22 protein-coding genes are annotated in these 25,896 nt (G+C 70.5%); 7 read left to right on the forward strand and 15 right to left on the reverse strand.

The window, feature by feature from the left end; translation table 11 throughout:
• Positions 1–40: 40 nt before the first annotated feature.
• Positions 41–2,506 carry a UvrD-helicase domain-containing protein gene (locus Q9R28_RS14165; RefSeq protein ID WP_311206408.1) on the reverse strand — a complete coding sequence of 822 codons (2,466 nt, stop codon included), beginning with the start codon at positions 2,504–2,506 and terminating at the stop codon, positions 41–43.
• 119 nt (positions 2,507–2,625) lie between these two features.
• Between Q9R28_RS14165 and Q9R28_RS14170 the strand changes: the two genes are divergently transcribed.
• Entirely contained in the window at positions 2,626–3,159 is a 534-nt protein-coding gene (locus tag Q9R28_RS14170; RefSeq protein WP_311206409.1) for a hypothetical protein, read from the forward strand.
• On the opposite strand, the gene Q9R28_RS14175 is transcribed toward Q9R28_RS14170, so the two are convergent.
• Positions 3,133–4,146 carry a glycerophosphodiester phosphodiesterase family protein gene (locus tag Q9R28_RS14175; protein ID WP_311206410.1) on the reverse strand — a complete coding sequence of 338 codons (1,014 nt, stop codon included), beginning with the start codon at positions 4,144–4,146 and terminating at the stop codon, positions 3,133–3,135. The genes Q9R28_RS14170 and Q9R28_RS14175 overlap by 27 nt on opposite strands.
• Before the next feature lie 113 nt (positions 4,147–4,259).
• Between Q9R28_RS14175 and Q9R28_RS14180 the strand changes: the two genes are divergently transcribed.
• Both Q9R28_RS14180 and Q9R28_RS14185 read left to right on the forward strand, forming a co-directional pair.
• A complete protein-coding gene (locus tag Q9R28_RS14180; RefSeq protein WP_311206411.1) occupies positions 4,260–5,246 on the forward strand; it encodes a DUF817 domain-containing protein in 987 nt (328 codons plus the stop codon).
• A gap of 113 nt (positions 5,247–5,359) precedes the next feature.
• A complete protein-coding gene (locus Q9R28_RS14185; RefSeq protein ID WP_311206412.1) occupies positions 5,360–6,229 on the forward strand; it encodes a Bax inhibitor-1/YccA family protein in 870 nt (289 codons plus the stop codon).
• A gap of 274 nt (positions 6,230–6,503) precedes the next feature.
• On the opposite strand, the gene guaA is transcribed toward Q9R28_RS14185, so the two are convergent.
• From guaA to Q9R28_RS14210, 5 genes are read right to left on the reverse strand one after another with little or no spacing between them, the layout of a single operon-like run.
• Entirely contained in the window at positions 6,504–8,084 is a 1,581-nt protein-coding gene (gene guaA, locus Q9R28_RS14190; protein ID WP_066656912.1) for a glutamine-hydrolyzing GMP synthase, read from the reverse strand.
• The gene (locus tag Q9R28_RS14195) at positions 8,081–8,527 is read right to left on the reverse strand and encodes a DUF3817 domain-containing protein (protein WP_066656914.1); all 447 of its coding nucleotides are present in this window, start codon (positions 8,525–8,527) and stop codon (positions 8,081–8,083) included. Before Q9R28_RS14195 ends, guaA begins: the two co-directional genes overlap by 4 nt.
• A gap of 9 nt (positions 8,528–8,536) precedes the next feature.
• Complete coding sequence (locus tag Q9R28_RS14200; protein ID WP_311206413.1) at positions 8,537–9,346, reverse strand: SURF1 family cytochrome oxidase biogenesis protein; 810 nt, start codon at positions 9,344–9,346, stop codon at positions 8,537–8,539.
• A 5-nt stretch (positions 9,347–9,351) separates the two neighbouring features.
• Positions 9,352–10,875: a cation:proton antiporter gene (locus Q9R28_RS14205; protein WP_311206414.1), complete on the reverse strand. Its 1,524-nt coding sequence runs from the start codon at positions 10,873–10,875 to the stop codon at positions 9,352–9,354.
• Between the two features lie 3 nt (positions 10,876–10,878).
• Positions 10,879–11,409: a cation:proton antiporter regulatory subunit gene (locus tag Q9R28_RS14210; RefSeq protein WP_058728934.1), complete on the reverse strand. Its 531-nt coding sequence runs from the start codon at positions 11,407–11,409 to the stop codon at positions 10,879–10,881.
• 112 nt (positions 11,410–11,521) lie between these two features.
• Between Q9R28_RS14210 and Q9R28_RS14215 the strand changes: the two genes are divergently transcribed.
• Complete coding sequence (locus tag Q9R28_RS14215; RefSeq protein ID WP_311206415.1) at positions 11,522–12,037, forward strand: hypothetical protein; 516 nt, start codon at positions 11,522–11,524, stop codon at positions 12,035–12,037.
• A 102-nt stretch (positions 12,038–12,139) separates the two neighbouring features.
• Here Q9R28_RS14215 and Q9R28_RS14220 read toward each other — a convergent pair whose 3' ends face one another.
• The 7 genes from Q9R28_RS14220 to Q9R28_RS14250 form a co-directional block, all read right to left on the reverse strand.
• Positions 12,140–13,900, reverse strand: coding sequence for a glycerol-3-phosphate dehydrogenase/oxidase (locus tag Q9R28_RS14220; RefSeq protein WP_251155282.1), 1,761 nt, complete (start codon positions 13,898–13,900; stop codon positions 12,140–12,142).
• 288 nt (positions 13,901–14,188) lie between these two features.
• A complete protein-coding gene (locus Q9R28_RS14225; protein WP_066656924.1) occupies positions 14,189–15,310 on the reverse strand; it encodes a GuaB3 family IMP dehydrogenase-related protein in 1,122 nt (373 codons plus the stop codon).
• 138 nt (positions 15,311–15,448) lie between these two features.
• Entirely contained in the window at positions 15,449–15,634 is a 186-nt protein-coding gene (locus tag Q9R28_RS14230) for a hypothetical protein (protein ID WP_144411388.1), read from the reverse strand.
• Positions 15,635–16,059: 425 nt separating this feature from the next.
• Complete coding sequence (locus tag Q9R28_RS14235; RefSeq protein WP_245172344.1) at positions 16,060–16,893, reverse strand: ABC transporter ATP-binding protein; 834 nt, start codon at positions 16,891–16,893, stop codon at positions 16,060–16,062.
• A complete protein-coding gene (locus Q9R28_RS14240) occupies positions 16,890–17,819 on the reverse strand; it encodes an ABC transporter ATP-binding protein (RefSeq protein ID WP_066656931.1) in 930 nt (309 codons plus the stop codon). The genes Q9R28_RS14235 and Q9R28_RS14240 overlap by 4 nt, the downstream gene beginning before the upstream one ends.
• Positions 17,812–18,798 carry a branched-chain amino acid ABC transporter permease gene (locus Q9R28_RS14245; protein WP_066656933.1) on the reverse strand — a complete coding sequence of 329 codons (987 nt, stop codon included), beginning with the start codon at positions 18,796–18,798 and terminating at the stop codon, positions 17,812–17,814. The genes Q9R28_RS14240 and Q9R28_RS14245 overlap by 8 nt, the downstream gene beginning before the upstream one ends.
• Before the next feature lie 12 nt (positions 18,799–18,810).
• Complete coding sequence (locus tag Q9R28_RS14250) at positions 18,811–20,241, reverse strand: branched-chain amino acid ABC transporter permease (RefSeq protein WP_251155212.1); 1,431 nt, start codon at positions 20,239–20,241, stop codon at positions 18,811–18,813.
• 318 nt (positions 20,242–20,559) lie between these two features.
• Between Q9R28_RS14250 and guaB the strand changes: the two genes are divergently transcribed.
• Positions 20,560–22,062, forward strand: a complete 1,503-nt coding sequence (guaB, locus tag Q9R28_RS14255) for an IMP dehydrogenase (protein WP_066656935.1) — start codon at positions 20,560–20,562, stop codon at positions 22,060–22,062.
• 211 nt (positions 22,063–22,273) lie between these two features.
• Entirely contained in the window at positions 22,274–23,155 is an 882-nt protein-coding gene (locus Q9R28_RS14260; protein WP_311206416.1) for a hypothetical protein, read from the forward strand.
• Positions 23,156–23,367: 212 nt separating this feature from the next.
• On the opposite strand, the gene Q9R28_RS14265 is transcribed toward Q9R28_RS14260, so the two are convergent.
• Positions 23,368–24,186 (reverse strand): SDR family oxidoreductase, encoded by an 819-nt coding sequence (locus tag Q9R28_RS14265; RefSeq protein ID WP_311206417.1) that lies wholly within the window; start codon positions 24,184–24,186, stop codon positions 23,368–23,370.
• 333 nt (positions 24,187–24,519) lie between these two features.
• Between Q9R28_RS14265 and Q9R28_RS14270 the strand changes: the two genes are divergently transcribed.
• Positions 24,520–25,854 (forward strand): ABC transporter substrate-binding protein, encoded by a 1,335-nt coding sequence (locus Q9R28_RS14270; protein ID WP_066656937.1) that lies wholly within the window; start codon positions 24,520–24,522, stop codon positions 25,852–25,854.
• Positions 25,855–25,896: the final 42 nt, after the last annotated feature.

Below are 25,896 nucleotides of genomic sequence, written 5' to 3' on the forward strand. Positions count from 1 at the left end.
GACCCGCCGGGGTCGACCGGCACCACCGCGCCCGCTGCCGTCAGAGCTTCTCGATCGGCGCGATCTTGATGAGCAACTTCTTGCGACCCGCGGCATCGAAGGCGATCTCGGCGATGCGCTTCGCGCCCTGCCCGGTCACCGCGGACACCGTGCCCTCGCCGAAGTCGACGTGCTTGATGCGGTCTCCGGCGACGAGTTCCATGTCACCGTTGTCCCGGACCTGCCCGGACACCCGGTTCGCCCACTCGGTCTTCGGACGGGTCTTCGCCGCCGCGGCCGCACGGTCGTAGGAACCCCCGCCGAAGCCGCCACCGCCGCGGTAGCCACCGCCGCCCCCGCCGGCACCGCCGAAGCCACCCGGACCGCCACCGCGACGGGCGTTCAGCGCGCGGGGTTCGGTCCCCCCACGGCTGTTCGCCATGCCGGGCGACTGCTTCCACTCGATCAGGCCCTCGGGGATCTCCTGCAGGAAGCGGGACGGCATCGCCACGTTGACGTCGCCGAACTGCGCGCGGGTCATCGCCAGCGACAGGAAGAGCGACTTCTTCGCTCGGGTGATGCCGACGTAGAAGAGCCGGCGTTCCTCGGCGGGGCCGCCCGGCTCGTTCGCGGACATCCGGTGCGGCAGCAGGTCCTCCTCGACGCCGGTGAGGAACACCGCGTCGTACTCCAGGCCCTTCGCCGTGTGCAGCGTCATGAGCGACACGGTGCCGGACGAGTCGTCGAGCTCGTCGGCCGCTGCGACCAGGGAGACCTCGGTCAGGAAGTCGGACAGGGTGCCCTCGGGGTTGTTCTTCTGGAACTCCCGCGTCACCGCCACGAGCTCGTCGATGTTGTCCGCACGCGCCGCGTCCTGCGCGTCGGGCGACTTCCGCAGGTTCTCGAGCAGCCCGGAGCCGTCGAGCAGCTGCGTGAGCGTGTCGACCACCGGCTGGGTCGCGGCGCGCGAAGCGACGTCGTCGAGCAGCGCTGCGAACGACGTGATCGCGGTCCGCACCTTCGGCCCGAACCCGAGCTCGTCGGCGTGCCGCAGGGCGTCACGCATCGAGGTCTCGTGCTCGTCGGCGTAGCGCTGCAGTGCCGTCTCCGTCACGGCACCGATGCCGCGCTTGGGCACGTTGAGGATGCGCCGGAGCGACAGCGGATCGGCCGGGTTGGCGACGGTGATCAGGTACGCCATGGCGTCCTTGATCTCGGCACGCTCGTAGAACTTCGTGCCGCCGAGCACCCGGTACGGGATCGCCGAGCGGATGAAGATCTCCTCGAGCGCACGCGTCTGCGAGTTGGTCCGGTAGAACACGGCCATGTCCCGGTACGACGTGCCCTCGTCGTGCAGGCGCTGGATCTCGTCGGCGACGAACTGTGCCTCGTCGTGGCCGGTGTACCCGGTGAAGCCGACGATCTTGTCGCCGGCCCCGACGTCGGTGAACAGGTTCTTCGCCTGACGGTCGAAGTTGTTCGCGATGACGGCGTTCGCAGCGTCGAGGATCGTCTGCGTCGACCGGTAGTTCTGCTCGAGCAGGATCACCTTCGAGTTCGGGAAGTCCCGCTCGAACTCGACGATGTTCCGGATGTCCGCGCCGCGGAAGGCGTAGATCGACTGGTCCGAGTCACCGACGACGGTGAGCGATGCCGGGGCGATCGACCCGTCGGCCTCGCGCATCCGGGCGACGTGCTGTCCGGTGTCCTCGAGCTTGTCGACCTGCTCGACGGGCACCGGGCGGGTGAGCTCGCGGATCAGGGCGTACTGCGCGTGGTTGGTGTCCTGGTACTCGTCGACCAGGACGAACCGGAAGCGGCGCTGGTAGAGCGCGGCGACCTCGGGGAACGCGCGGAACAGGAAGACGGTCTGCCCGATCAGGTCGTCGAAGTCGAAGGCGTTCGCCCGACGGAGCTCGTTCGTGTAGCGCCGGAACACCTCCGTGAACATGACCTCCTGCGGGTCGTTCACGTTGATGTTCCGGGCGTAGGTGTCGACGTCCTGCAGCTCGTTCTTGAGCTTCGAGATCTTCGACGACGCGGCGCCGACGGTCAGCCCGAGGGAGTCCGCCTCGAGCTCCTTGATGATCCGCTTGAGGAGCGCGCGGGAGTCCGCGGAGTCGTAGATCGTGAACGACTGCGGGAACCCGAAGCGCTCGGCCTCGCGCCGGAGGATCCGTACGCACGCCGAGTGGAACGTCGAGATCCACATGCCCTCGGCGGCCTGCCCGACCAGGGCCTGCACGCGTTCGCGCATCTCGGCGGCGGCCTTGTTCGTGAACGTGATGGCGAGGATCTGCGACGGCCAGGCCTCGCGGTTCGCCAGCAGCAGGGCGATGCGGCGGGTGAGCACGCTCGTCTTGCCCGATCCGGCACCGGCCACGATGAGCAGGGACTCGCCGCGGTACTCGACGGCTTCCTTCTGCTGGGGGTTGAGACCCGCGGTGAAGGGGTCGTCGTACCCGCCGGGGCGGTTGCCCGCGCCCGGCTCGGGGGACTGGTCGAAGGGGTCGAGCACGATCGTCATGACCGGGTCAGTCTAGGCGCGCCCTCCGACAGGCGCAGCGGCTGCGGTCCGTGGGCCGCGGGACACACTGCGACGCACCAGGACCGGGATCGGGTCCGACGGCGGACAGGCTGTCGGGCATGAGGACGTGGACCGCAGGTGACGCCGTCGAGCTCGTCGAGCGGAGCTGGGTCTGGATGTCGTTCGTCACGACGCCCGTGACGATCACGGTCGGGGCCGGCTGGTCCTTCCTCGCCGAAGGCGGCATCGGGAGCCCCGAGGGCCCGCCCGCTCTCGCCCTCACGATCGTCCTCCTCGCCGTCGTCGCGGGGCTCGTGACGATCGGGGGCGGGGCCGTGGCGCTCCCCTGCACGTACGCACTCGGGTGGGCGCTCGCCCGGATCTCCGCCCGCCGCGGCGCGCACGTCGTCGCGCACGCACTGCTCGCCGGCGGCCTGGCGGCGCTCTGCGTCTGGGTGCTCGAGACGTACTGGTCCCACGCGTGGGCACCCCTCCCGGCCTTCCGCCTGCTCATCTCGGTCTCGGCTGCGGCCGCTGCTGCGATCGCCACCTGGCGGACCGCCCGCGCGACCGCGGCGGTGCGGCGACGACGACGCCGCGGCGTGCGGACGCGGGGAGCTGACGGATCAGTCGGTGGCGCTGTCGACGAGTGACCGCGCCCGCACCGCCAGGTCCGGGTGGTCCGCGAACACCCCGTCCACCCCGGTCCGCACGACCGAGGTGAACCACCGCTCCCAGTCGCCGTGCGCTGCCACGTCGCCCCCGCGCCGCAGTGGCGCCGGCAGGAACCGGTTCTCCGGACGGAGCGTCCACGTGTAGACGGCGAGCCCCGCAGCGTGCGCGCGCTCGACGATGACGCTCCGGACCGGGCGCGGGTCGTCGACGGCGACGCTGTCGACCCCCGCCATCAGGGTCTTCAGGTCGACGCTGACGCCGTGGAACTCCGCGGCGAACCCGGCCAGCGCGGCGTCCGTGCGCTCCGACGCCCACGAGGGAGCCGCCGATCCGTGGGCGGCGACCTCGTCCGCGGCACTGCCACGGGCCTCCTGGAGGTACACGAGCCGACCACCCGTCCCCCGTGCGCCGAGCTGACGGAGCACCGTCTTCTCGAACGACTCGATCGTCAGCCGGTCGTCGCCGCGCCACCCGGCGTCCCCGAGCGTGTCGTCGAGCAGCTGCGCCATCGGGAACCCGGCCTGCTCGAAGAAGTGCGCGTGCTTGACCTCGGCGACGAGCCCGACCGGTCGGGGTGCCGCGTCGAGGATCGCGAGCAGGTCCTCGAGTCGCAGGACGCCGTCCTCGCCGTCGTGCGCGGCCGAGGCCGGACGCAGCCGGGGCAGCCGTTCCCGGACCCGCAGCGTCCGCAGCTCGTCCCACGTGAAGTCCTCGGTGAACCAGCCCGTCACGCTCTGGCCGTCGACGGTCTTCGTCGTCCGCAGGTGTGCGAACTCGGGGTGGTCGGCGACGTCCGTCGTGCCGGACACCTCGTTCTCGTGCCGCAGCACGAGCACGCCGTCCTTCGTCGGCACGAGGTCCGGCTCGATCGCGTCGGCACCGAGGCCGACGGCCAGTTCGTAGGCACTCCGGGAGTGCTCCGGTCGGTGGCCGGAGGCGCCACGGTGGGCGATCACACGGGTCATGCGCCGAACCGTAGCCGCTCGACCCTGCCCGCAGGTGTCTCCACGGTGTGCCTGTGGACACATCCGTTCAGCCGTCGGCCCTCGTTCCCAGGCCGCCCGCGGAGGGTCGCTCCGTGACCGTCCGACACCTCTCCACCGCCGTCGAGGCCCGCATCGACCGCGCGGCGCGCCGCCTGCTCGACGCCGGGCACCAGCCGCACCGCCCGGGCCGTCTCGCCCTCACCGAGTTCCTGGTGTTCGGCGCGAAGCAGGCGTGGGCGTGCACGTTCGGGGCGCTGCTCCTCGCGACGATGGTCGTCGTGCACCTGACCGTGCCGCCCGGGGCCCGGAACGACGTCCTCACGATGTCCGCGGCGGCGATCCAGGTCGCGATGCTCGTGTTCGGGCTCGAGACGGTCCGGGAGCTCCGGGTGGTGCTGGTCTTCCACGTGGTCGGCACGGTGATGGAGGTCTTCAAGACCCACGTCGGCTCGTGGGAGTACGCGGGCGACGGCTGGCTCGTGGTGGCGGGCGTGCCGCTCTTCTCCGGGTTCATGTACGGCGCGGTCGGGTCGTTCATGGTCCGGGTCGTGCGGCTGTTCGACCTGCGCTTCGACCGGTACCCGCGGCAGTGGTCGCTCGTGCTCGTCGCGGCGGGCATCTACGCGAACTTCTTCGGGCACCACTTCGTGTGGGACGCGCGGTACGTGCTGCTCGCCCTGGTCGTGGCCCTGTTCGCACGCACCACGATGCACGTCCGCGTGCACCGCGCGACGCTGCGGATGCCGGTCCTGCTCGCGATGGCCCTCGTCGCGCTGTTCATCTGGCTGGCGGAGAACGTCGCGACCTGGGCCGGCGCCTGGTCCTACCCGGCGCAGGCAGGAGCGTGGCAGCCGGTCGCACCGACGAAGGTCGTCGCCTGGCTGCTGCTCATGGTCGTCTCGGTCGCGCTGGTCTCGTGGCTGTACCCGCAGGTCCGGTCGGCTCCGGCGGTCACCGACCGACGACGTGCGGGCACCGACCGGCCGGGAGGCACGTCCCGACACCGCCCCGCAGGCGCCCGTCCGGCGGTCGGCCAGCTCACGACGAGCTCGGGGCAGCCACGCAGACCGCGACCGTAGGCTCCCGGTGTCGGGACCACCGGGTCCCGCTTCCGCTCGCCGCGAATCCTCAGCCTTCCGCGACGAGGCGCCCCTAGGCTGAGAGGACGTAAATCTCCGAGGAAGAGGACACCATGGCCTTCAAGCCCGGTTTCGACCAGTCCCCCGCCTTCAACGACCAGGGCCGTGGCGCCTGGGGCGCCGGCGCTGGTCAGCAGCAGGCGGGCTGGGGACGCACCCCACAGCAGGGACAGTACCCGCAGCAGGGCGGCATGACGCCCGAGCAGCTGCAGTACATGTACGACCGCCCGACGGCGAGCCCGGTCGACACCGACCGCATGTCGTACGAAGACACCATCGTCAAGACGCTGCTCGCGTTCGGCGTGCTCCTCGTCGGTGCCGTCGCCGGCTGGAACCTGCCGCCGATCGTCTGGATCGTCGGCGCGATCGTCGGGTTCGGGCTCGCGCTCGTCAACACGTTCAAGAAGAAGCCGTCGCCGGGGCTCGTCCTGGCGTACGCGTTCTTCGAGGGCCTGTTCGTCGGCGGCATCTCGGCGATGTTCAACAGCCAGTTCGACGGCATCGTCACGCAGGCCGTGTTCGGCACCCTCGGTGTCTTCGCGGTCACGCTGCTGCTCTTCACGTCCGGCAAGGTGCGCGCGACGCCGAAGGCGACCCGGTTCTTCCTCGTCGCGATGGTCGGCTACCTGGTCTTCTCGCTCGTGAACCTCGTGCTCATGTGGACCGGCGTGACGAACTCCGCGTTCGGTCTCCGGAGCTTCGAGATCTTCGGCATCCCGCTGGGCGTCATCATCGGCATCTTCGTGGTGCTCATGGCGGCGTACTCGCTGGTGCTCGACTTCGACCAGATCAAGACCGGCGTCCAGCGCGGCGCTCCCCGCATCTACGCCTGGACCGCGGCGTTCGGCCTCATCGTCACCCTGGTGTGGCTGTACATCGAGATCCTGCGCATCCTCGCGATCCTGGCGAGCAACCGCGAGTAGCGCGCACCTGATCGACACGAAGGGCCCCGGCACACGCCGGGGCCCTTCGTCGTGTGTCGGGAGGTCGGCGCCCGCCCCGACATGTTCTCGTCGCATGACCTGCCGCTCACCTCTCGCACGAGCGGCATGTCGTGCGACCGGCACGTCCGCTGGCGGCACGTCGTGCGACCGGGGCGGACCAACCGGGCGACCCGGACGGGCTGAAAGCGGCACGGACACGCGGCGAGGGCCCGGCACGCAGTGCGTACCGGGCCCTCGGGGCGTCAGGGAGTGGTCACTCCCACTCGATCGTCCCCGGCGGCTTCGACGTGACGTCGAGCACGACGCGGTTCACGTCGGGAACCTCGTTCGTGATGCGGTTCGAGATCTTCGCCAGGGTGTCGTACGGCAGGCGCGTCCAGTCGGCGGTCATGGCGTCCTCCGACGAGACCGGACGGAGCACGATCGGGTGGCCGTAGGTACGACCGTCACCCTGGACGCCCACGGAACGGACGTCGGCGAGCAGGACGACCGGGCACTGCCAGATCTCCTCGTCGAGGCCGGCCGCGGTGAGCTCCTCGCGCGCGATCTTGTCCGCGGCCCGGAGCAGCTCGAGGCGGTCCTTCGTGACCTCGCCGACGATGCGGATGCCGAGCCCGGGGCCGGGGAACGGCTGGCGGCCGACGATGACCTCGGGCAGCCCGAGCTCGCGGCCGACGGCTCGCACCTCGTCCTTGAACAGGGTGCGCAGCGGCTCGACGAGCTCGAACGTCATGTCCTCGGGCAGGCCCCCGACGTTGTGGTGCGACTTGATGTTCGCGGTACCGGAGCCGCCGCCGGACTCGACCACGTCGGGGTAGAGCGTGCCCTGGACGAGGAACTTGACCTCTCCGGCGTCGTCGTCGCCGCGCGCCTCGAGCACGAGGGCCTCGGCCGCCGCCTCGAACGTGCGGATGAACTCGCGCCCGATGATCTTGCGCTTCTGCTCGGGGTCGCTGACGCCGGCGAGGGCGTCGAGGAACTGCTGCTCGGCGTCGACCGTGACCAGGCGGACACCGGTCGAGGCGACGTAGTCCTCCTCCACCTGCTTGCGCTCGTCGGCGCGCAGGAGCCCGTGGTCGACGAAGACGCAGGTGAGCTGGTCACCGACGGCCCTGTGCACCAGGGCCGCGGCGACGGCGGAGTCGACACCGCCCGAGAGCCCGGCGATGACCCGTGCGGAGCCCACCTGTGCGCGGATCCGCTCGACCTGCTCCTCGATGACGTTCGCGGAGTTCCAGTCACCGGGGAGGCCTGCGGCGCGGTGCAGGAAGTTCTCGAGCACGGCCTGGCCGTACGCGGAGTGCTTCACCTCGGGGTGCCACTGCACGCCGTAGAGCTTGCGCTCGTCGGAGGCGAACGCGGCGACCGGGGTCGAGGCGCTCGACGCGAGGACCGCGAAGCCCTCCGGCGCCTTCGCCACGGAGTCGCCGTGCGACATCCACGTGACCTGGGACTCGGGCTGGTCACCGAGCAGCACGCTGTCGGTGCCCGACACGGTCACGTCGGTGGCACCGTACTCGCGGAGGCCGGTGTGCGCGACCTCGCCGCCGAGCGACTTCGCCATGGCCTGGAAGCCGTAGCAGATGCCGAGCACGGGCACGCCGAGGTCGAGGATCTCGCCGTCGAGGGACGGCGCACCGTCCTCGTACACGGACGACGGACCACCGGAGAGCACGATGGCCGCCGGGTCCTTCTCGCGGACCTCGTCCGCCGTGATCGAGTGCGGGACGATCTCGCTGTAGACGTTCGCCTCACGCACGCGCCGTGCGATCAGCTGGGCGTACTGCGCGCCGAAGTCGACGACCAGGACGGGGCGCTGTTCGGTCTCGCTCACCGAGCGGCCTCCTTCTCACGCTGCTGGGCAGCGGTCAGCTCGTGGTAGGTGTCCATGGCCTTCTGCTGCATGCGGTGCTCCACCACGAAGGACATGAACGGGATGATGCCGCCGAGGGCGATGAGCAGGAAGCGCGACGGCCTCCAGCGCATGATGCTCCACAGGCGGAAGTCCGTGAACAGGTACAGCACGTAGAGCCAGCCGTGCGCGATGAGGATCGCGATCGACAGGTTGAACGTGCCGGGGGCTTCGCCCGCGGTGCCGTTCGGCACGAAGAACGGGCCGTTGCCGAGCTGCATCTCGAGCTGCAGCGGCGTGTACTTGATGACGACCTCGATCACGAGCGCGAGCAGCAGCACGCCGGTGATGTACGCGGAGACGCGGTACCACTTCACCGCGCCCGGGATCTTCGGGATGTCACGCGTGCGGACGGTCAGGGCCATGGGTCGATCCTACCGGTGCGACCGGGCGGGCTCGGCGGGCTCCCCCGGGCTCCCGGCGGCGTCGGTGTCCGCGGCCGCGGCCTCGCGGGCGTCCTCCTGCTCGCGCTCCCAGGCGTCCTTCACGAACCGGTACCAGAGGAACACGGCGAACCCGGCGAACACGACCCACTCGATCGCGTAGAAGAGGTTGAGCCAGTCGAAGCGGACCTCGCGCGTCGGAGCACGGTCGGCGATGGTGCCGAGGTCGGCGGCCTTCGCGGTGGTGCCGTCGGCGACGACGTACCCGATGTACATCCGGTCGTCGAAGGCCTTCCAGGTGTTCACGAACCGGGCCGGGGCCACGGCCGAGTACTCACCCTTGCTGTAGGAGTCCTGGTCCGGGGACTCTGCCGGGTAGTAGCGCCCCTGCACCGTGAGCTCCTGGCCGTCGGTGAGGCGCTCGCCCCCGGCCTCGGCCTGTCGCCGCTGGTCGGACCAGCCGATCACGACCGGCAGGCTCGCACCGGTCTCCGTGTCGACGAGGTGTCCGATGGCCTGGTAGGTGCCGCCGCCGGACCGCCCGGTCAGGATCGTCGTGTCACCCGCGACGAACGTGCCCGTGACGGAGATGCGCTGCCCGGCGATGGACTCCGACGCCGCACGGCCGGGCTCGGTGACGTCGTCGAGGGCCTTGCGGGTCTCGGTCGTCGCCGGCAGGGGCTTGCCGTTCGCGATGCTCCGCTCGAGCTGCCACTTGCCGAGGCCCGCGAAGGTCCCGGCGAGCACGAGCGCCAGCAGGAGCAGTGCGATCCACCTCGGTCGTCGGGCTACGGCCCACATCTGTATCAGTACTCCGGATCGCGCTGGCGGACCGGGCGCTTCGGGCGCTCGGCAGGGACGTCCACCGGCGACGTCACGGGTTCGCTCGTCGTCGGCTCCGTTGACCCATTCTCGCGCTCTTCCCTGCCCGCAGCCTCCACGAGGGCGAACTCCTCGGCGAACTGCCGGTCCCGCTCGGCACGACGCGCGGCGGCCGCCGCGTCCTGGTCGGCGACGCCGGCCTCGGCGGCGGTGTCGATCGCCTCGTCGAGGGCCGGTCCGGCCGGGATCCCGACACCGGCAGCGCCGGCAGCGCCGTCCGTTCCCGAGCGGCCCGTGCCGCGGCCGAGCCGGTCGCGCAGGCGCTGGCGCAGCCGCGCCACCCGGGCGGGACGCACCACGAGGCGGCCGATCCGGTCCGAGTTGACGGCGAGCAGCGGACCCAGGACGGCCATCACGAGGACGTAGAGGCCCGCGAACGCGGTGATCCGCGCCTCCAGGCCGGCGGCAGCCGACAGCGTCGCGAGGATCAGCGCGAACTCGCCGCGGTTGACCAGGATCACCGCGGTGTTGATCCCCTGCTGGACGTTGAAGCCGTTCATGCGGGCGACGAGCTGTCCGGCGACGGCGTTCAGCACGATGGTCATGCCGATCGCGCCGAGGACGGGCCAGAGCACCTCGCCGAAGGTCGACAGGTCGAGTCCGAGGCCGAAGTTCACGAAGAAGAACGCCGCGAACACGTCGCGCATCGGGAGCGCCAGCTGCTCGATGCGGTCCCGGTACCGGGTCGCACCGCAGAGCAGGCCGATCACGAACGCACCGATGGCGTCGGTCACGCCGAGCAGGTCACCGATGCCGCCGAACATCACCGCGAGCCCGAAGAACAACACCGTGAACAGCTCGTCGTCGCGGGTGGCGAAGATCTTCGACACCCACTTGCCGGCGAACCGGGCGAGCGTGAACATGACGATGAGGAAGCCGAACGCGAGCGCGAGCTTGCCGACCACGGCCCAGAGGTTCGTGTCGCCGGAGAGCACCACGGAGACGATCGCCAGGTAGATGGCGATGAAGACGTCCTCGATGACGGTGACGCCCAGGATCATCGGGGTCTCGTCGTTCGCCAGGCGCCGCAGCTCGATGAGCAGCTTCGTGACGATCGCACTCGACGACGTGGCCGTCATGCCCGCGATGATCAGGGCCTCTCGCGTGCCCCAGCCGAGCGAGAACCCGAAGGCGAACCCGACGCCCATGTTGATGGCGACGTACGTGCCGCCGGAGACCAGGAGCTTCCCGGCGTTGCCGTAGAACTCCTCCTGGTCGAACTCCAGCCCGAGGTTGAAGAGCAGGAGGATGAGCCCGAAGGTCGCGATGAGCTCGATCGTGTGCGACTCGACGTTGAGGCCGATCCACGGGGTGTGCGGGCTCGCGATGAGCCCGACCACCATGTAGATCGGGATGGCGGGCAGACCGATCGTCTTGCCCAGGCGCCCGAGCACGTAGGCGATGACGAAGAGCACACCGATGGTGAGCAGTTCGCCGCCGAGGTGCACGGGTCAGCTCCCGGGCGGCGCCTCGGCGGCAGCCGCCGCCAGCTGTCCGCTGCGGTAGAAGGAGAACGCCTTGGCGACCTTCTCGGGAGCGCCGGCGACGACGATGGTGTCACCGGGGAACACGACGAAGTCCGGCGAGGGAGCGGGGTTGGCGCTGTCGCCGCGGACCACGGCGACGACGGTCAGGCCGATGAAGCCCGAGTCGTGCAGGTCGCCGAGGGGCTTGCCGGCGATGGCGTCCTCGTAGTCGACGCTGAACCAGTCGATCGACAGGCCGGGGATCTCGTCGAGCTTGTCGAGGCCCTCGGTGATCCGGGTACCGCCGAGCAGTTCGGCGAGGGTGTGCGCCTCGTCCTCGCTCAGGCGGAGCGAGACCTTCTCCGACTTGTCCGCGCCGTCGGAGACGTCGGCGAACGAGATGAGGTCGGAGTGCCCCGACCGGTGCGTGATGACACCGCACTTGCCACCGTCGTCGGTGTAGAAGCTGTGCAGCACGCCGACTCCGGGGAGTTTGACGCGATGGACGTCGACCATGATGGCTCCCTTGGTGAGTACCCCGATGATAACCACCGGGTGCGGCGGCCCATTCCACGGGTCATCCGGTCGGTGGACGCGTGCCGGTCCGACCCGTCGCTAGCCTCGCCGCATGGGGAACACCGGGGGCACTGCCCGCATCGTCGTCGCCGTCGTCGGGGTGGTGGTCGTCGCGGCCTACGCGGCGCTGCTGGCCGTGAACGCACTCGTGCTGGATCCGCTCGGCGCGGTGCCGGGGCGCTCGCTCGCGCAGATCTACGCGCGGGTGGACGTGGGCAACGACGTGGCGCAGGACGTCGTCGGCGTGCTCGTGGTCGCAGGGATCGGTGTGGGGCTGGCGCTCACCGCCGCGGTCGTCGGACGCGCGTCGCGGCTGCCGGCGACGACGATCGCGGTGCTGCACCTCGGCGTCCTCGCTGCGGGCGCCCTCGCGGCGTTCCAGTCGGGCTTCTGGCTCGGCATGGACGTCGCCGACTCGTGGCCGACCGACGGCGCCGCGCACACGATCTGGTCCGGCGTGCTGTACCTGACGAGCACGGCGGCGCTCATCGCGATCCCGGCCGTGCTGGTCGCGACGACGACCCGCACCCGCAACACGCAACGTCGGCGACAGCTCGCAGCGGAGTAGCGCTGCGCGGAACCGCCGAGGTTGCGTTTCGCGGGAGGGACGCGGCGAGGTGACGGACGGGAGGCGCGTGGCGGGGCCGCCACGCGCCTCCCGTCCGGTGACCTACCGCGGTTCGCTCGTCTTCTCGCCCTCGACCTGCTCGTCCGTCGCCTTCGCGCCGTCGGCACCGCTCGACCGGCCACCGCCGACCACCACGTCGTCCTCGTCGAAGCCGAACGCGATGTCCGGCGCCTCGAGGCGCACCCGGTCGGCCGACTCGTCGTCGGGTTGCCGCTGCGACTCGCGCTCGGCGGCGACGCGCTTCAGGTAGTTCGACACCTCGTGCTCGGTCGTCTCCTGGTCCCACCCGAGCACGCCCGCCATGAGCTTGGCGGCGACCGGGGCCGCCTCTTCTCCGCGGTCCCACGCCTCGATCGAGATGCGGGTGCGGCGAGCGAGGACGTCCTCCAGGTGCAGGGCGCCCTCGTGCGAGGCCGCGTAGACGACCTCGGCACCGATGTAGTCGTCCGCCTGCGGCAGCGGCTCGGCGAGCGACGGGTCCTGCTCGACGAGTTGCAGCACCTCGGTGGCCTGGGTTCCGTACCGGTTGAGCAGGTGCTCGATCCGGACCTTGTGCACGCCGAACTGCCGAGCGGTGCGCCCGCGACGGTTCCAGGCCGCCGGGTAGCCCTCGGCACCGACCAGCGGGATGTCCTCGGTCGTCGACGCCGGGATCTTGCCGTCCATCGCCGCGACCGCCTCGTCGATGGCGTCCTTGCCCATCACGCGGTAGGTCGTCCACTTGCCGCCCGCGACCACGACCAGGCCCGGGGCGGTGTGCGCGACGACGTGCTCACGGCTGAGCTGCGACGTCTGGTCCGACTCCCCCGCCAGCAGCGGTCGGAGGCCGGCGTAGACGCCCTCGACGTCCTCGCGGGTGAGCGGCACCGCGAGGACCTTGTTGACGTGCTCGAGGATGTAGTCGATGTCCGCCGCGGTCGCCGCCGGGTGGGCCTTGTCGAGGTTCCAGTCGGTGTCCGTCGTGCCGACGAGCCAGTGCCGGCCCCACGGGATGACGAAGAGCACGCTCTTCTCGGTGCGGAGGATCATGCCGGTGTTCGACTGGAAGCGGTCGCGCGGGATCACGAGGTGCACGCCCTTCGACGCCCGCACCTTGAACTGCCCGCGGGTGCCGACCATCGCCTGGGTGTCGTCGGTCCAGACGCCCGTCGCGTTCACGACCTGCTTCGCCCGGATGTCGAACTTCTCGCCCGTCTGGATGTCGTGCGCGTGCGCCCCGACGACCCGCTCCCCGACCTTGATGAACCCCTCGATGCGGACCCGGCTCGCCGCGTGCGCGCCGTACGACGCTGCGGTGCGCACGAGCGACGCGACGTAGCGGGCGTCGTCGACCTGGGCGTCGTAGTAGGTCATGCCTCCGACGAAGGCGTCCTTCTTCAGGCCGGGCATGTTCTTGAGGACCTGCTTGCGGCTGAGGTGCCGGTGGTGCGGGACCCCGGGCGGACGACCGCCGGACCAGCTGAACACGTCGTACATCGCCATGCCGATGCCGATGTAGAAGCGCTCCCACACGCGGTGGTTGAGCGGGTAGAGGAAGCGAACGGGCTTCACCAGGTGCGGAGCGATGCGCTGCAGCAGCAGGCCGCGTTCGATCAGGGCCTCGCGGACGAGCGCGAAGTTCAGCTGCTCGAGGTAGCGGATGCCGCCGTGCACGAGCTTCGACGAGCGGCTCGACGTCCCCGAGCCCCAGTCGCGTGCCTCGACGATGCCGACGCTCAGGCCGCGGGTGACGGCGTCGAGCGCGCTGCCACCGCCGACGATGCCGCCGCCGACCACCAGGACGTCGAGCTCCCGGGTCTTCATCGCCTCGATCGCGGCGGCGCGCTCCTCCGGACCGAGCTTGGCCGCCGGGTCGAAGCCGACGCTCGCGCTCGCTGCCGTGGCACGCCGGGCGTCCTCGACGGTGCTCTCGGCACCTGCGCTCGTCGCGTCCGTGCTGGTCTGCGTGGTGCTGCTGGCTGGCTTGGCCATCGTCGCCTCCGTACGGGTTGCGCGCACGGAGCCGGCCTCCGTGCGGGTTGCGCGCACGGAGCCGGCCTCCGCGCACGGGAGCGCCGAGGCGTCACCCGTGCGGGAGCACGGGTGCCACCGTCACTGCTGGTGGTACGGCGCCACGACCACTTCTACTCGCTGGAACTCCTTGACGTCGGAGTATCCGGTGGTGGCCATCGACCGACGGAGCGCCCCGACCAGGTTCGCGCGGCCGTCCCACGACGGCGTCGGCCCGTTCAGCACGTTCTCGAGCGGGGCGATCTGCCCGACCTCGACCCGACGACCGCGGGGCAGCTCGGCGTGGTGTGCCTCGGCACCCCAGTGGAAGCCACCACCCGGGGCCTCGGTCGCGCGGGCCAGTGCGGTGCCGAGCATGACGGCGTCGGCGCCGACGGCGATCGCCTTGACGATGTCGCCGGCGGTGTCGAGCCCGCCGTCCGCGATGACGTGCACGTAGCGGCCGCCGGACTCGTCCATGTAGTCGCGTCGGGCACCGGCGACGTCGGCCACCGCGGTCGCCATCGGCGCGTGGATGCCGAGGGCGGCGCGGGTCGTCGAGGCCGCTCCGCCGCCGAAGCCGACGAGCACGCCCGCGGCACCGGTGCGCATGAGGTGCAGCGCCGACGTGTACGTCGAGGCACCGCCCACGATGACCGGCACGTCGAGCTCGTAGATGAACTTCTTGAGGTTGAGCGGCTCCTGGTTCTGGGAGACGTGCTCCGCCGAGACCGTCGTGCCGCGGATGACGAACAGGTCGACACCGGCGTCGACGACGGTCTGCGAGAACTCCTGCGTGCGCTGCGGGCTGAGCGAACCGGCGACCGGCACCCCGGCGGCACGGATCTCGGCCAGGCGCGCGGTGATCAGCTCGGCCTTGACCGGCTCGGAGTAGATCTCCTGCATGCGCTTCGTGACGTTGCCGTCCGTGAGGGTCTTGATCTCCTCGTAGTACGGCGTCGGGTCCTCGTACCGGGTCCACAGGCCCTCGAGGTCGAGCACGCCGAGGATGCCGAGCTCGCCCATCTGGATGACCGTCGCGGGCGAGGACACCGAGTCCATCGGCGCCGAGAGGATCGGCGACGCGAAGGTGAACGCGTCGATCGACCACTGCACGCTCACGTCGTGCGGGTCGCGGGTGCGCCGCGAGGGGACCACCGCGATGTCGTCGAACGCGTACGCCCGACGGCCGCGCTTGCCTGCACCGATCTCGACTTCAGTCACCGGGCAAGCCTAGCGGGCGGGGTCCCGGAGTGGGACGGGTGGACGGTGCAGGGCGACGCCGTACCGGTGGGGGCACGGTGCTGGGGCTGGTGCGGGTGCTGGGGCTGGTGCGGGTGCTGGTGCTGGTGCTGGTGCTGCTCAGCGTCGCGGTCGTGTCCGTCGCTTCCGCAGGGCCCGGAGGACCAGGCCGAGCAGGAGCGCGAGCACGACGAGCACCGCGAGCAGGGCGGCGGCGACCTTCACCAGCAGTGCGGCGCCGACGAAGAGCACGGCGAAGACGACCCAGACGAGGGCGTCGAGCACGAGGGGGCCGGGGGTCCGCACGTGCGTCACGCTAGCCGAAGGACGGGGAGCCGGCGTGCTCGGGCCGGGCCGGCGGGGCGGGGGTGGGTCGCGCCTCCCGGCCGAGCCGGACGCAGGTGGCGGCGGCGAGACGCCGGACGCGAGACGCCTCGGTCGACGCGAGACGCCGGACGCCGGCGTCGACGCGAGACGCACCCGGATCCGGCGGCGTCTCGGTGGGTCCGCGGCGTCTCGCTGACACGCCGGCGTCTCGGCGCGACGACCACGACGACCGCGACGACCACCACGACCACCACGACCGCCACGTCCGCGACGACCACGGCGCCGCCCCGAGCCTGACGACGCCCGGGACGTGAGGACGGGGCCGCGCGGCGCATCAGCAGCCTGCGCGGCCCCGTCGGGGTGCGGGTACCACCCCCACAGCAGTACCCGCGGGTCGACCCCGCTCAGCGAGCGGAGTCGACGTCCTTGGCGAGCGTCCCCAGGTAGAGCTCGATGACCTTCGGGTCGTCGGCGAGCTCACGCCCGGTGCCCGAGTACGCGTTCCTCCCCTGGTCGAGCACGTACCCACGATCGCAGATCTGCAGACAGCGTCGCGCGTTCTGCTCGACCATGATGATCGACACCCCGGCCTTGTTGATCCGGCGCGTGCGGATGAACGTCTCGTCCTGGCGCACCGGCGACAGGCCCGCGGAGGGCTCGTCGAGCAGCAGCACCTTCGGGTCCATCATCAGCGCGCGGGCCATCGCGACCGACTGCCGCTCACCTCCCGACAGCGAGCCCGCCCGCTGGGTCCGCCGCTGTCCGAGGACCGGGAACAGGTCGTAGATGACCTCGAGCCGCTCGGCGAACTTCTTCGGGCGCAGGTACAGGCCCATCTGCAGGTTCTCCTCGATCGAGAGCGAGGGGAACACGTTGTTCGTCTGCGGCACGAAGCCGACGCCGGCCTGGACGAGCTTGTTCGCCTTGAGGTTCGTGATGTCCTCGCCCTGCAGGGAGACCGAGCCCTCGCGGATCGACACCAGGCCGAACAGCGCCTTGAGGAGCGTCGACTTGCCGGCACCGTTCGGACCGATGATGCCGATGAGCTCGCCCGGGTAGCAGTCGAGGTCGCAGCCGTTGAGGATGTTCACGCCCGGCAGGTACCCCGCGACGAGGTTCTTCGCGGTCAGGACGGGCTCGCCGCGGTCGATCGTCGCGGTTGCGCTCGTCGCGCTCGTCGCACCCGTCGTCGGACTGGAGGCGCGGCCCGCGTCAGCTGCGTTCGTTGCGTCGGTCATCGGGTCGCCTCCTGCTCGTCCTGCTTGCGGTCGTCCGCCTTCGGGTGGTCGTCCGCTGCTTCCTCTTCGGCCACCTCGTCGGCCAGCTCCTCGTAGGTCTCCTCGGTGAGGAGCGAGTCGTCGCCCAGGTCGGTGTCGTGGTGCGCACCGAGGTACGCGTCGATGACGGCGCGGTCGTCCATCACCGTGTCGGCCGGGCCCTCGGCGACGACCTTGCCCTCGGCCATCACGACCACCCAGTCGGAGATGTGCCGGACCATGTGCATGTCGTGCTCCACGAAGAGCACGGTCATGCCGTCGTCGCGCAGCGACTGGATGTGTCCGAGCAGCGACTGGGTGAGCGCGGGGTTCACGCCCGCCATCGGCTCGTCGAGCATGATCATCGTCGGGTCGGACATCAGTGCGCGGGCCATCTCGAGGAGCTTCCGCTGCCCGCCCGACAGGGAACCTGCGTAGTCGTCCTGCTTCTCGAGGAGCTTGAAGCGGGCGAGCAGGTCCTCGGCCTTGGCGGTGATCTCGCGCTCGCGCTTCCGCCACAGCGCCGGGACGAGGCCGACGAAGAAGTTCTCGCCCGGCTGGTCGCGGGCGCCGAGCAGCATGTTCTGCATCACGGTGAGGCGGCTCAGCGCCTTCGTGAGCTGGAACGTGCGGACCATGCCCTTGTTGGCGATGTGCGTCGCGCTCGTCTTCTGCAGCGTGTCGCCGTTGAAGCGGGTCGTCGCGCCGGGGCTCGGCTTGTCGAAGCCGGTCAGCAGGTTGAAGAACGTCGTCTTGCCGGCACCGTTCGGGCCGATCAGGGCGGTGATGGTGCCGCGCTGCACCTCGAGGTGGTCGACGTCGACCGCGGTCATGCCGCCGAAGTGCCGGGTGACGCCGTCGACCGTCAGGATCGGGTCGGACTTCGTGTGGGTGTAGGTCTCAGACACTGAACGACAGCTCCTTCTTGTTGCCCAGGAGTCCCTGTGGCCGGAACACGATGAGGAGCATGAGCGCGACGCCGACGAGCACGTAGGAGAACTGCTCCGCCTGCTGCGCGTTCATGATCGAGTCGGGGATGAAGTCCCCGGCGAGGGTGCGGACGAAGAGCCGCACGACGAAGAACAGGATCGCCCCGAGCACCGGACCGAACACGGTCGCGGCACCGCCGAGGATCAGCGCGGTCCAGATGAAGAACGTCATGGAACGGCCCATCGCGTCCGGCTGCACGGAACTCGGCAGCACGTAGATCACCCCGGCGAGCGCACCGAGCGCGCCGCCGAACACGAGCGCCTGCATCTTGTACGAGTAGACGTTCTTGCCGAGGGACCGCACGGCGTCCTCGTCCTCGCGGATGGCCTTCACGACGCGACCCCACGGGCTGCGCATGAGCAGGAAGAGCACGAGGGTGAAGAGCGCCACGAGGCCCCAGGCCGCGATGCGGATCCACCAGCCGTTGACGCCGTTGTTCGAGTACGTGAACCACAGGATGCTCGTGGTGCCGTCGGGCAGCGGGCTGAGGGCGTTGAACGGGTCGCGGTAGCTCGACCCGGCGATGCCGTTCGAGCCGCCGGTGGTGTTCGTCAGCAGGCTGGAGCGTCCGACCATGCGGATGATCTCGGCGCCGGAGATCGTCACGATCGCCAGGTAGTCGCCGCGCAACCGCAGGGTCGGGATGCCGAGGATGACCGCGAACACGATCGCGACCGCCAGGGCGACGAGCACCGCCATGACGAAGGGCAGGCCGTTCGTGATCGAGATCGCGAAGCCGTAGGCGCCGAGCAGCAGGAACGCCGCCTGGCCCATGTTGATCAGTCCGGTCAGACCGAAGTGCACGTTGAGGCCGATCGCGGCCAGGGCGAACGCCGCCGTGGTGGGGGCGAGGGCCTCCTGCGTCAGCGAGGACAGCAGGTTCAGGATGTAGTCCATGTCGGTGCTCCCTTAGCCGATGCGCTCGGCGCGACCGAAGATGCCCTGCGGCCGGAACAGCAGGATGAGGATGAGGATCACGAGGGCCGTGGCGTACTTGAAGTCACCCGGCAGCACGAGGTTCGTGAGCTCGACGACGATGCCGATGATCATCGAGCCGACGAGGGCGCCGTACGCGGTGCCGAGACCGCCGAGCGTGACGGACGCGAACATGAGCAGCAGCAGCTGGAGGCCGGTCTGCCAGTTCACGCCGTTGAGCACCAGGCCGAGCATCACGCCGGACAGGCCCGCGAGGCCGGCGGCGAGCGTCCACACGAAGCGGATGACGCGGTCGACGTCGATGCCGGACGCCGCGGCGAGCGCCGGGTTGTCCGACACGGCGCGGGTGGCACGGCCGAAGCGGGTCTTGGCCAGGAACAGGCCGGTGCCGACGAGGACGACGAGCGCGATGCCCATCGCGACGTAGGACTGCACGGTCAGCGTGAGACCGGCGAAGGTCACCGTCTCGGGGTTGCCCTGCTGGATGCGGACGGTCGAGGCGCCGAAGAAGTACTGGAAGGCGTACTGCGCGGCGATCGACAGACCGATCGTGACGATCATGAGCTGGGTGAGGCTGATCCGACGGCGGCGCAGTGGCCTCCAGATCGCGGCGTCCTGCAGGTACCCGGTCGCCGCACAGAGCAGCGTGACGACGATGCCGGTCACCCAGATGTTCCAGCCGAGCTGGTTCGCGAAGACGTAGGCGAGGAGACCACCGAGGGTCACCTGCTCACCGTGCGAGAAGCTCGACAGGCCGGTGGTGCCGTAGATGAGCGACAGGCCGACCGACGCGAGGGCGATGAGGAGCCCGAGCCGGATGCCCGACGCGAGCTGCTGCCAGGCGCGTGCGGCGCTGACGCTGCTCGTGTCGTCGCTGGTGGTGGCGCCCTGCTGGTCGGACAGCTGGAAGATCTGGCCGACGTTGGCGTTGAGCGTGGCGTTCACCTTGCGCTCGGCGTCGGCGGCGTTCGTCAGGTACTGCCCCTTCGGCAGCGAGTCCTGGTCGACGCTGACGGTGTACTGCCCCGCCGTGGTCACGGACACCGACCAGCGCCCGGCGTCGTCGGTGGTCGCGGTCTGCGCGAACCCGCCGGCCCCGGCGACGTCGACGTCGACCCCGGTCGCGGGCTTCCGCTCGGAGTCGAGGATGGTGCCCCGGATGCAGCCGTTCGTGGGGCTGACCGTGCAGGGGCCGGAGCTCGCCGGTGCGCCGGTGCTCGGGCTGCTGCTGGCGGAGGGACTGCTCGTCGCCGCGTCGGCTGCGGGCGACACTGCCCAGTCGACCGCGAAGGTGGCGAGGAAAGCGAGGAAGAGTACTGCGGCGAGGACCAGGCGGTTGCGACCTGGTGCCCCACGGCGGAATCGGCGCATGAGCGCTGACCCCGGCGGAGTGATGGAACCCACGGATGAGCCTCTCGTTCGGATAGTCGAGGACCATAGGGATTTTTTGTGTCCCCCGTGTTTCCAGCACGTCTCCTGCACAAATCGTGCTGCATTCGTGACCGAGACCCCGTCGATCCGCGGAAATCCGCCCGTCCAGCCGGTACAGGACTCTCAGGAACGGGTCGTCGGACCGCTGTCGGCCCGCGCGCGGCGCCCGCCGTGCCCGGACGGTCGGGGGACGACGGAATGGCGGGAGTGTCCCGCGCGTTACCATGGCCCATCGGGAACCCGACGACGCGCCCCGGTGCCACCACTTCACCTCGCCCACGAAGGGGAACCATGGACCAGCCGGATCCGTTCGGATTCATCGGACTCACGTACGACGACGTCATGCTCCTGCCCGGGCACACCGACGTCATCCCGAGCGAGGCGTCCACGACGTCCCGGCTCACGAAGCGCATCGACGTGCACGTCCCGCTGCTGTCGGCTGCGATGGACACCGTGACCGAGGCGCGCATGGCGATCGCGATGGCCCGTCAGGGCGGCATCGGCATCCTCCACCGCAACATGTCCATCGCGGACCAGGCCGCGTACGTCGACAAGGTCAAGCGGTCCGAGTCCGGCATGATCACCAACCCCGTGACGACGACCCCGGACGCGACCGTGGCCGAGGTCGACGCCGTCTGCGGGCAGTTCCGCGTCTCCGGGCTGCCGGTCGTCGAGTCGGACGGCACCCTCGTCGGCATCATCACGAACCGTGACATGCGCTTCGTCGCACCGTTCGAGACGGCGACCACCCTCGTCCGCGACGTCATGACCAAGGCGCCCCTCATCACCGCGCCCGAGGGCATCGACCCCGAGGACGCGGTCGCGATCTTCGCGCAGCACAAGATCGAGAAGCTCCCGCTCGTCGACGCCGACGGCAAGCTCCGCGGCCTCATCACCGTCAAGGACTTCGACAAGAGCGAGAAGTACCCGGACGCCACGAAGGACGACGAGGGCCGCCTGCGCGTCGGCGCCGCGATCGGCTTCTTCGGCGACGCCTGGCAGCGCGCCGAGGCCCTGCGCGACGCGGGCGTGGACGTGCTCGTCGTCGACACCGCCAACGGCGAGAGCGAGGGCGTGCTCGACATGGTCCGCCGCCTGAAGGCCGACCCGTCGTTCGCCGGCATCGACGTCATCGGTGGCAACGTGGCGACCCGACAGGGCGCGCAGGCGCTCATCGACGCCGGCGTGGACGCCGTCAAGGTCGGCGTCGGGCCGGGCTCGATCTGCACCACCCGCGTGGTCGCCGGCGTCGGCGTCCCGCAGGTCACCGCCGTGTACGAGGCGTCGCTCGCCGCGCGTGAGGCCGGCGTGCCGGTCATCGCCGACGGCGGTCTGCAGTACTCGGGCGACATCGCGAAGGCCCTGGTCGCCGGTGCTGACACCGTCATGCTCGGGTCGCTCCTCGCGGGCACCGACGAGAGCCCGGGCGAGCTCGTCTTCGTCGGCGGCAAGCAGTACAAGGCGTACCGCGGGATGGGCTCCCTCGGCGCACTGCAGACCCGCGGCGAGAAGACCTCGTACTCGAAGGACCGCTACTTCCAGGCCGACGTCCCCTCGGACGAGAAGCTCATCCCCGAGGGCATCGAGGGCCAGGTCCCCTACCGCGGCTCGGTGGCGAACGCCGTCTACCAGCTCGTCGGCGGACTGCGGCAGTCGATGTTCTACGTCGGTGGCCGCACGGTGCCGGAGCTCAAGGCCCGCGGCAAGTTCGTCCGCATCACCGCGGCCGGGCTCAAGGAGTCCCACCCGCACGACATCAAGATGGTCGTCGAGGCCCCGAACTACCGCGGCTGACCCCGGACTCCTCCCCTCTCGCGCTTCTGCGCGAGACGCCCCCGTTGCGTCGAGACGCCGCCGAATCCGGCGGCGTCTCGGCGATCCGGGGGCGTTTCGCGTTGACGGTGGCGTCTCGCTCGCTCCTGCACCGAGGGTGACGGCCGGGAGGCCCTCCACAACGCACGCTGTCGCCGCTCTTCCGCCACGTGGTCACGCGAGACTGCCGCGCATGTCAGTCACGCCGTCTCCCGTCCTCGCCGGTCGTCCGGCGGACCTCCGCGACCCGGTGCGCCTGTTCCACGGCGCGGCGGTCGAGCGCGAGGCGTGGGACGGTCTGGACGAACGTGGACGCCGGCGACTCGTGGTGCGCACCCGGGCCGCGGCGCTGCACCGTCCAGCGGTCGTCTCGCACCGGTCCGCCGGGGCGCTGTGGGGCTTCCCCGAACTCGGGCGCTGGGACTGGCGCCTGCACGTGATCGACCCTGCGCTCCGGAAGACGCACGTCGGCCGAGGCGTCGTGCGGCACACCGGTGACCTGTCGGAGGGCGACGTCGCCGATGCAGCCGGGGTCCCGGTGACGTGCCTGCTCCGGACGGTGGTCGACATCGTGCACGTCGCACCCCTGGCACACGCGGTCCTCGTGCTCGACCACGTGCTGCACGACGGGGCCGCGTCGCTCCCGGACCTCGAGCGTGCTCTCGCGGCCCGTGCGGGGACACGTGGTTCGCGTGTGGCCCGGACGGCGCTCGAGTTCGCGGACGGCGCCGCCGAGTCCCCGGGCGAATCGGTCAGCAGGGTGGCGATGCGGGAACTCCGAGTCGCTCCACCGGTACTGCAGCGGGAGTTCGACACCGACGCCGGACGCTTCCGGGTGGACTTCTGGTGGCCTGACGCCGGCGTCGTCGGCGAGTTCGACGGCCGGGTCAAGTACGACGACCGTGAGGCCTTGTGGACGGAGAAGCGCCGCGAGGACGCACTGCGACGACTACCCGAGGTGAGGGGCTTCGCACGGTGGGGCATGCGCGAAGCGCTCGACCCGGGGCTCCTGGCGCCCGTGCTGCTCGCGGCGGGCCTCCCGCTCGGGCGCGGCTGGGCCGAGCGGTCGCGGTGATCGAGTCCCTCGGCGCTCCGTCGCCGAGACGCCACCGTCTGGAGGGCGTTGTGGCTCCTCGAGACGCCGGTGTCCACCCGAGACGCCGCCGAACTGCCGAGACACCGTCGGATTCGCGGGCGTCTCAGCGTGTTCAGGGCGTCTCAGCGTGTTCAGGGCGTCTCGAGCCAATGACGGCGTCCCGGGCCGCGACGGGGAGCCGCCCCCGCCGCCTACGCGCTCCGCCAGTCGTCGGAGGTGATGTGGCTGCCGCCGTGGGGGCCCATCTGGAGCATGCCGCCGTCGACGGGCAGGGACACCCCCGTGATGTACGACGACGCGGGGCTGGCCAGGAACGCCACCGCGGCTGCGATCTCCCACGCGTTGCCCGGCCGGCCGAGCGGGACCCCCGGCCGGGAGATCGTGTGCGGGTCCTCGTCCTCGGCACCGGTCATCCGGGTCGCGATCTCGCCCGGCGCGACGGCGTTGGCCGTGATCCCGGACGGAGCGAGCTCGATCGCGATCGTCTTCAGGAGCCCACCGAGCCCGTGCTTCGCTGCGTCGTACGCGCTCGACCCGTACCGGGGCTGGTGCTCGTGGACGCTCGTGATGCCGATGATCCGCCCGCCGGTGCCCTGTCCGACCATGTGCCGCGCTGCTGCCTGGATCGTGACGAACGCCCCGTCGAGGTCGGTGGCGACGGTGTGCCGCCACTGCTCGAGCGTGATGTCCAGGAACGGCGCGTTGTCGCCCGTGCCCGCATCGGCGACGATCACGTCCACGCCGCCGAGCTGCGCCACGAGGCGGTCGATCACGGCGCCCGCCAGGTCGAGCTGCGTCACGTCGATCTGCTCGACGAAGGCCTGCCGTCCGGCCTGTCGGACCTCGGCGGCGGTCTCCTCGGCGCGCTCGGGCTCGGACAGGTAGGTGATGCCGACGTCCATGCCGGCGGCAGCGAGCGCCACCGCGGTGGCCTTGCCGATGCCGGACTCGGCGCCGGTGACGATCGCGCGCGTGGGACGGAAGGTGGTGGTGGAAGCTGCGTCGCTCATGGGCCGGACCGTACGCGCGACCGCCGCAGTGCTCCCCCGGGTCCGCGCCCCCTGCACAGAACGACGCGGACGAGCCCGCGCGGGAGCGCTCCAGCCGATCCCGAACGGTCCGCACGGGCCTCGGCGAGCGCGAGGACCGTCCGGACGGACTCCTCATCAGGGGTTCCCGTGCACCTCCGCAGTTTCGTCACGGGTGTGTAACGAAACGTCCAGGTGATGATCTCGGACACACACGCGAAACACTTCGGCCCTAGTTTTCTCGGCAACCCACGTGGAGGAGACCGCGCTCGACCCGATGCGGTTGGGCCTCCGCGCAGAGAAAGGGCTCCACGGATGACCAGAACCACCCGTGCCACCACGGCACTGGCAGTGGCGGGAGCGGCAGCGCTCCTCCTCGCCGCGTGTTCCACCAGCGGCAGCGCCGAGACCACTTCCTCCGCCTCCGCCGGCGGTGCGAAGAAGGACCCGGCGGCGAGCTGCAAGGCCCCCGACACCCCCGGTACCGACGCGCTGAAGATCGGCACGATCCTCCCGCTGACGGGCACCCTGTCGTACCTCAACCCGCCCGCCGAGTCCGGCGTCGGCCTCGCGGTCGAGGACATCAACTCGGCCGGAGGCGTGCTCGACAAGGACGTCAGCATCGACCCCGCGACCGACTCGGGCGACAGCAACGACATGACCGTGTCGAGCTCGGCCGCGACGAAACTCGTCAACGCCAAGGTGCCGGTCGTCATCGGCGCCGAGTCGTCGAGCGTCACGCTCAACGTCATCGACCAGCTGACGAGCAACTGCATCGTGCAGATCTCGCCGGCGAACACCGCGACCGACCTGTCCGGGTACTCGTCGCACTACTACCGGACCGCGCCGCCGGACTCGGTGCAGGGCTCGGCCCTCGGCCAGCTCGTCACGGGCGACGGCAACGCCAAGGTCGCGTTCCTGGTCTTCAACGACACCTACGGGACGGGCCTCCGCGACACCGTGCAGCAGGCGATCGAGGACTCGGGCGGCCAGGTCGTCTACGGCGGCAAGGGCAAGGGTCAGGAGTTCCCGCCCGGACAGACGACGTTCTCGTCCGAGGTCACCGCTGCGCTCGCCGCGAAGCCGGACGCCATCGTGGTGCTCGCCTTCGACGAGACGAAGTCGATCATCCCGGAGCTCAAGTCGCAGAACGCCGACATGTCGAAGATCTACATGTCCGACGGCAACACCGCGGACTACTCGAAGGACTTCGACCCGGGCACCCTCGAGGGCGCGCAGGGCACCATCCCCGGCGCCAGCCCGAAGGACGAGCTGAAGCAGCGCCTGTCGGACTTCTACAAGCAGTCCTCGGGCAAGGAGCTGGCTGACTACTCGTACGCTGCCGAGTCCTACGACGCCACGACCCTCGCTGCGCTGGCCGCGGTGAAGGGCAAGGGCACCGACTCGGGCACCATCCAGGCCAACATGGCCGCGGTGTCCGGTGCGGACGGCGGCACGAAGTGCGAGACGTTCAAGGCGTGCAAGGACCTGCTCGACAAGGGTGAGGACATCCAGTACACCGGCCCGTCCGGCATCGGTCCGTTCGACAGCAAGAACGACCCGTCGAGCGCCTACATCGGCATCTACAAGTTCGACGGCGACAACAAGCCCGTGTACCAGACCGCCATCCAGGGCTCGGTCTCGAAGTAACACGCAGCACGCGACGTCGGCCCCGGACCTCATGCAGGTCCG

It is taken from the genome of Curtobacterium sp. BRD11 (genome assembly GCF_031844345.1).
Classification (GTDB): domain Bacteria; phylum Actinomycetota; class Actinomycetes; order Actinomycetales; family Microbacteriaceae; genus Curtobacterium.